Raw genomic sequence first — 6,056 nt, forward strand, 5'->3', positions numbered from 1 at the left:
TGAAATCGACACCGGCCAGGGCCTTTTTCTGCTCGTCCTTGCTCTCCATGGTGTCGAGCATGCGGGAATACATGAGGTAGGTGATCTGCTCAATCACAGTAAGCGGATTGGTAATACCACCGACCCAGAACTCTTCCCAGAGCTTGTCGATTTTGCTTTTCAGTTCGCCTGTGATCATGGAGGGGCCTAAATAAATAAAGTTGGAAGGGATTATAACGCCTGGATATGGCTGTAGCAGTGACTTTCTGCCTCCTTTAATGTGAAGGCGGGATTTCGCGGAGTCATGGGTTCGGGTAGACTGACGACAAGGGAAAAGTTTTATAAAAAAACCTTAAAAGGAAGTAATGTGAATAAGCCAAAGTTTTATAACTACCCTTCAGTCATACATTATTACCAACGTATCAGAGAAGATGTCTGGTCTATAACTGAGGAATCCTGGCCTAATGCTACTGTCAAAGGCATTTCACTTCGCACAGCAGAAATAGCTGATTCGTGGAAAACTCTTCAGGGTGAGGGGTATAGACGATCACGGGGGATTTGGGATTGGAAGAAATCTTTCACAGGCTACCAGAAAAAACCCAAGCGCTTTGAAATGTCGATCTGGGCAGGCGATGAATTGTGTGGCCTGACTTACGGCTCTGTTTCCAGAAACGGCTCCAAAATCTGTATGAATTTGATTGAAGCGACGCCGGTTAAACCCAGCCCTCTTGGTGAAGGCGTCTTCCCCATTCTTTCTTTTGGAGCAACAGCCTATGCTGATTTGCTCGGAGCTGATGAAATATGGCTGCTTGATCCTGTGCTGGGTGCTATCGATTACTATAAGAGTCAGGGGTATATGGCACCTGAACAGTATGGCAACAAGCGAATCGGGATGAAAAAGAGGTAAGCCTAATGATGTTGTCCGATGAAGAGTATGAAAAGCGGCGCGAAGAAGTCAGAAAGCGAATGAAAAAAGAAGCGGAAGAGGTTAAGCGCCGCGCCAGGGAAAGCGATATCGAGGAACCAACAGGAAAACTGACGGACCCTAACGAAGTTGACTGGATGAGGGATATTAAAAAAGATGACTGAACCCACCCCAAAATCACCTGAAGAGATTAAAAAATATCTTCAAAAGAACAAGGCCAGGCTTCTGAGAGACTCAAAAAAACTCGAAGCGGCTATGCGGGCAAATAAAAAAGGCCAGGGATAGGTATGACGTAGGTAATTCGTATTGGGTGTAGCTGAATGACATACAAAATTGCTCTGAATTACACCGACTACTTGAACCTGAGTATCAACAAAAAAAAGTTAATGTTGGCGGTCGGAAAGAAAATGGGTGGGTCAAAAGCTTTTATGAGCTATAGCCAGGATAACCGTTCGTTGAAAGACGTGTGGATTGACCAAGGCGGAGCTTTCGTGAAGGTGGAAGGTCTCAAAGCTACAGAGGCTCCCGACATCACCGTCTGGAACAGTGCCAACCTGGTGCTCTCTCCAAAAGCTTTTGATCTGCTGCATGATGAACTGAACAGCGATGGTGAATTTCTGCCCATTACCATCAACGGCTCCAACAGCTACGTGTTCAATTGTCTGAACGTTGTTGAAGTTGACCCATCCGCCAGCGAAGCTGATATCGTTAACGGCCTGTGGATGGGGATAAAAAAGCTGGGTTTTTCTGAAGGTGATGTAAGCAGTAATCTGATATTCAAAACGTCTTTTGATCGTTGTTCTGCTCTGTACTGTGGGGAAGCATTCAGAACGTTGATTGAGAAACACCAACTGACTGGCTTGCTCTTCCTGAAAGATCTCGTGAACGACTTCTAGCATGAGAATGAAAAGTGCAGGTTTACAGAATAGTTAGTGACGACAACTATGGCATTTTACTGCCAGACTTAATCGCTATTGGCCAGCAGCTTGATGACCCCTCTGAGTTTATGGAGGCTATTTCTTCAGCCAAATCACTGCAGTCTAGCTGGATCAATATTGAAGGAACACAAGACGACTCGGACAAGCCTGGTGACCTATGTCGGACACAGATCAATCATCTAACTCTGTCATCTAAGGCGGTCGATCAGCTTCAATCAGTGGTTTCTGACTCAGGTGAATTACTGCCTTTCTCCTTTCAAGGAAGCTCATGGTATCTGCTGAATGTACTCAACAGTATTCCAGCTATAGAGAATGAGAGCAGTATCAATCAATACAGCGCTGTAGAAGCTATTGCTTTTAATACCCAAGACGTAGAAAGCCAGATGCTCTGGACATCCTCTTTTGGTTATGACGGCGACATTTATTGCTCAGACAAGTTTATCGAAACCGTTGAGAAATCAGGCTTAACTGGATTGGGGTTTGAAAAGATTTATCCGCTTTCTGACAAATAAAAGAGCACTCTCCGGCACCTAACCGGAGAGCATATCTCTTAAGCTGACTTCCCTATATTGACAGCAAAACCGTCCACGATTTCCTTAATGGCCATCACCTGGGTCATGTCACTGAATACGCCAGTAATGCCTTCTCCGTGAATACGGGTAAAGGGCTGCTCGAACAGCTGCTTCATTTCTACGGTGCCGAAGTCCCGGATATGGTTTTTCAGCATATCCAGGAAACGGATCTGCTGGCTGTTGAGGTTGTACTGGGCGGCAAACCCGGCAAATTTATCCGCTACGGCACTGCTTTCCATACCTATTAATGTGCGCAGAATCTGATCCAGTCCGGCGGAGGCTTCGGGATAAAACTCTTTCAGCGTACGGATATCCACATTAGGGTTCTGTATCAACACCAGCTTGGCTAGTTCTTCCAGCTCTTTGTCATCCACTGGTTGCCCGTTACGAATTTTCAGTAGCACCGGATGGGTAGCAAACAGAGGTTCCAGGACACCCTGAACCTGCTGTCGATAGAGCTTGAGATCCACTGACTTAATCTTGCTTTCCCGCTGTCCGGTTTCATAGAGTGCCTGATCTTCTTTGACATCCAGATACACAGGTTCAGGCGATGGAGGAGTGACTTCGCCTTCCATCAGGTACATGATGCCTCTCAAACGAGTTCGTACATGTTCGAGCTCGGCAAAGCTTGCGTTCTGCCACCAGTCAGCGTCACGCACCTGATTGATAATCTCACCTTGTTGCTGAACCTGAGCCAGATGGGGCGGCAGCATATCCAGCTTTTTGACGACCGTTGACCAGGGTTTCATGAGATGGTCTTTATTGGTGTAAAGTGCTGTCTGAGCTTCGACCATATCCATATCAAAGCGCAGAGCATTGCCCTGACCTCGGACATCCAACCACTGCATCAAAGGGCCTATTTCATCCTGAAGTTGCTGCTGGGTTTGTGGTGCGAACTGTTCGAGGATTTTTAGATTTCTGAGCCTGTCACGAGTTTGCCACTTTTCCTGTACGGCAATGGAGCTTTCATCCAACCCTTCCACTTGTTCCTGTAATTGCCTGGCGATGGTTTTCAGGCTGTCCTGCTCAAACTTTTTCTGGGCGGCTTTGCCTAATTCAACCCAGGCTTCAAGACGCTTTTGAGCCAACGATTTGCTCTGGTTGACTTCCCCTTCTCCAGGGTTTTCTTCAAAGTATTCAAAGTTGCCCCAGTGATCGAAGATCCGGAACTTCTCCTTGTGTTTGCCCTGACCATACAGGTTTTCACAGAGCCGGGTTCCCCGGCCAATCATCTGCCAGAATTTCACTTTGGATTTGATGGGTTTGGCAAAGACCAGGTTCACTATTTCCGGTACATCAATACCGGTATCCAGCATATCCACCGAGATCGCTATGGTCAGCTCATCATTGGTGGATTGATCCCCTCCTTTGAAGTCGTCAATCAACTGCTCGGCACGAGGATCATAGTTATCAATCACCTGGCAGAACTTGCCCGCAAACTGGGGGTACATCTCATCAAACACACTTTGCAGCAACACCGCATGTTTATGGCTGCGGGCAAAGACGATACTTTTACCAGGCAGCTGATCATCTTTATCTCGCAGTCCGTTTTCCATCAGGTTTCGAATGATGACCCGGTTGGTATCCCGGTTGAAGATCGCCTTATCAACCGCTTTGGCTTCAAACTCTAACGTATTCGGGTCAATCCCTTGCTCTTCCAGTTCAGCAATCTGCTCATCGCTCAACTTGTCCTGCTTGATGCCTTCTCACAGAAGCTGTGTGGTGTGGGTAATGATTTCGTGGGGCGTCAGGTAAGAGTCGGCAACCGCTGCTTCCAGAGAATATTCAAAGGTAGGAATCCGGCCTTCACAACCAAACAGTCCATAAGTGGTGTGACCTATCATATCCACCGGTGTGGCCGTCAGACCCACCTGCAGAGCATCAAAGTATTTGAACAGGTCACCGTAAACGTTATAGATAGAACGGTGTGATTCGTCGGCAATGATCAGGTCAAAATAGCCTACATCATACTGGTCCATGATGTTCATCATGCCGGGATAAGTCGAGATGTAGATGCGGGAGTTATCCTGATATTTCTTGTCCGTTCTCCCCACTACAAAAATCGGGTCATTCACAAACTCATTGAAAGCATTGCGAGCCTGCTTTCTGAGTTCTTTGCGGTCACAGAGAAACAACACCCTTTTTGCCCAGCGGGCATCCAGTAACTTTTTGGTCAGAGCAATGGCAACCCGGGTTTTGCCCGTACCGGTTGCCTGAACGATCAATGCTCTGCGATGACGATCAGAAAAACGCTCACTGACACGACTGATACTTTCCATTTGATAAAGGCGGCCAGCAATTTTGGTGTCCACTGAAACCGACTCTAGAGGACGACAATTATTCCTTTGCTGAATCAGATACTGGAGGCTTTCAGGGCTATAGAAACCAAACAGTTTACGGGGGGGATAATTACGGGCAGGGTGGTCATCCCAAATAAAAATATCATTGCCGTTGGTGTAGAAAATCACTGGACGCTGGCCAGATTCCTTCTCCAGCCAGTTAGCATAGAGCTGGGCTTGCTTGCGGCCTTTTTCAGCATCGACTTTAGTGCGTTTGGCTTCCACAACCCCAATGGGTAAGCCTTTTTCGTCCCAGAGCACATAGTCTGCATAACCATCGCCCGTTGGAGTAGGCTGCTCCTTGACCGGATGTTCCTGGGTGACCTGCAGGGTATTTTGGACACCTTCGGCAACCTTCCAGCCTGCTGCCATTAAACGGGAATCAATCAGACGGCGACGTGTCTCCGCCTCATCCATATCCAAAACACTAGCCGCCTGCTCACCCTGTTTGCGGCTATGATTCAGCCGAGCCTCCAGCTCGTCGGCTTTTTCCTTGGCGATCTGAAGATCACGAAGAATGGAAATTTCCCGCTTCTGGGCTTCTTCCAGATCGGTTTTGGCTTGCTCTAATTGCTCCTGCTTTTTCTTCAGCTCTTTTGGACTGATATCAGGAGCAGATCCACCAGAAGCAGCAGGCGGATTGGGCAATTGAAATTTTGCAAAGTCATCCGCATGGCCACCCGCATACTTCAGGTACATCCAGGCCCCCATGATATGGGCTTCCTTTAGCAACCACTGAGCATCCTCAGCTTTTATAGGGTCACCATGAGCAGCCCGGTTGCCATGAATACGAAGCGCATCCATTTTCATTGTAATGGGTTTGGGGATGATGCTTTGAAAGGTATCGTCAGAAATCAGATCATAGACACTGGAGCGGTAGCCTTGCTGAAGGCGCTCATGACGGTATAACCAACGAACGATCAGCTCCAGATAATTGCGCAGTTTAACCACGCTGCTTTCAGCATCAGTGTGAACATACTGCTCAGCCTGAGCACCAAGACTCGCCAGTTCCGGCCACTTGGAGCGAAGCATTTCAAAGTTAACTGACGTCATGGGGCAAACATCCTGTTAAGGGGTTCTGAATGCCCGTTATTATTCTACTTTTGTCGCTTGTGAATCAAGATAGTGGCTCTGCAGACTAGTATTCATAAATATCCCGATAAACCTTCCTTCCTGTAACTCGATTCTGCAGTTTTTAGCGTTTGACGAAGGAAGATTCTTGTGGACTGCGGAACCAGTCTACTACTGTGACTCCTGTACCAAGCCTGGCGAGGTACAATCAACATCACAGCAGCAGGCTGGC

General features: G+C 47.5%; 7 protein-coding genes. 4 read left to right on the top strand and 3 right to left on the bottom strand.

Annotated elements, in window-relative coordinates; translation table 11 throughout:
• On the bottom strand, window positions 1–178 hold a 178-nt coding region (locus ACR2PX_RS14240; protein ID WP_434000025.1), incomplete at its 3' end, for a type I restriction-modification system subunit M N-terminal domain-containing protein.
• 168 nt (window positions 179–346) lie between these two features.
• Here ACR2PX_RS14240 and ACR2PX_RS14245 point away from each other — a divergent pair.
• The 4 genes from ACR2PX_RS14245 to ACR2PX_RS14260 all read left to right on the top strand — a co-directional run bounded on the left by ACR2PX_RS14245 (window position 347) and on the right by ACR2PX_RS14260 (window position 2,354).
• On the top strand, window positions 347–886 hold the full coding sequence (locus ACR2PX_RS14245) for a hypothetical protein (protein ID WP_434000019.1): 540 nt from the start codon (window positions 347–349) through the stop codon (window positions 884–886).
• A 5-nt stretch (window positions 887–891) separates the two neighbouring features.
• Complete coding sequence (locus ACR2PX_RS14250) at window positions 892–1,068, top strand: hypothetical protein (RefSeq protein ID WP_434000020.1); 177 nt, start codon at window positions 892–894, stop codon at window positions 1,066–1,068.
• 156 nt (window positions 1,069–1,224) lie between these two features.
• On the top strand, window positions 1,225–1,800 hold the full coding sequence (locus ACR2PX_RS14255; protein ID WP_434000021.1) for a hypothetical protein: 576 nt from the start codon (window positions 1,225–1,227) through the stop codon (window positions 1,798–1,800).
• Between the two features lie 14 nt (window positions 1,801–1,814).
• Entirely contained in the window at window positions 1,815–2,354 is a 540-nt protein-coding gene (locus ACR2PX_RS14260) for a hypothetical protein (protein WP_434000022.1), read from the top strand.
• Between the two features lie 38 nt (window positions 2,355–2,392).
• On the opposite strand, the gene ACR2PX_RS14265 is transcribed toward ACR2PX_RS14260, so the two are convergent.
• A complete protein-coding gene (locus tag ACR2PX_RS14265) occupies window positions 2,393–4,099 on the bottom strand; it encodes a type I restriction-modification enzyme R subunit C-terminal domain-containing protein (protein ID WP_434000023.1) in 1,707 nt (568 codons plus the stop codon).
• 21 nt (window positions 4,100–4,120) lie between these two features.
• Complete coding sequence (locus tag ACR2PX_RS14270; RefSeq protein WP_434000024.1) at window positions 4,121–5,806, bottom strand: DEAD/DEAH box helicase family protein; 1,686 nt, start codon at window positions 5,804–5,806, stop codon at window positions 4,121–4,123.
• Between the last annotated feature and the right edge of the window lie 250 nt (window positions 5,807–6,056).

It is taken from the genome of Endozoicomonas sp. (assembly GCF_051008435.1).
Lineage (GTDB): Bacteria > Pseudomonadota > Gammaproteobacteria > Pseudomonadales > Endozoicomonadaceae > Endozoicomonas_A.